The following is a 682-nucleotide window of genomic DNA, read 5'->3' as shown; positions in this document are numbered from 1 at the left end:
CGGGGGTATCGCGGGTCCGGCCGGCTCTCAGCAAGCTGCTGCGCGACGTGAGCGCCGGCGACACCCTCCTTGTCGTCCGGATCGACCGGCTGGCACGCTCTGTCAGCCATTTGCTCGAGGTAATCGAGGGCCTGACGGAAAGAGGGGTGCATTTTCGCTCCCTGCGAGATCCGATCGACACCACGACGCCGCAGGGCATGTTTTCTCTCCAAGTGCTCGGCGCCGTGGCGCAGCTGGAGCGCTCCTTGATTTCCGAACGCACGAAGGCCGGCATAAGGGCGGCGAAGGCGAGGGGAAAGCTCTCCGGCAATCCGGGAATCCGCGAACGCCGGCCGGAGACGCTCGCCATGATGACAGCCGCCCAGAAGGCAGCTTACGGCGCACGCATCCAGGCAACTGCCAACCAGTGGCTTCCGACTGTGAAGCGCATGCGACCGGACCATACTTGGGATGACATTGCGCGTGTACTGAAGCAAAGAGGGCACGACTGGACCCCCGAGCGGCTTCGTCGTGCCGTGAGATGGCTGGTTACCGAGCACATGACAGATCCCGCCCTGCTTCGGAAATCGCCGCCTCGCCTCCCGGAGGACCGGCTGATGACGCTGGTCACAGGTATCCACACCTCGAACCCAGAACTGACGCTTCGGGACATTGGTGCGCAGCTCGAGAAACTTCACGAGCG

1 protein-coding gene is annotated in these 682 nt (G+C 63.9%); it reads left to right on the top strand.

What is annotated here, in order from left to right:
* A partial coding sequence (locus CEV33_RS01370; protein WP_094538722.1) for a recombinase family protein occupies positions 1-682 on the top strand: 682 nt, incomplete at both ends.

Origin of the sequence: Brucella grignonensis (assembly GCF_002252505.1) — a bacterium.
GTDB lineage: Bacteria > Pseudomonadota > Alphaproteobacteria > Rhizobiales > Rhizobiaceae > Brucella > Brucella grignonensis.
The sequence above is the reverse complement of the archived record's forward strand: the minus strand, read 5'-3'. Positions and strand labels throughout refer to the sequence as shown.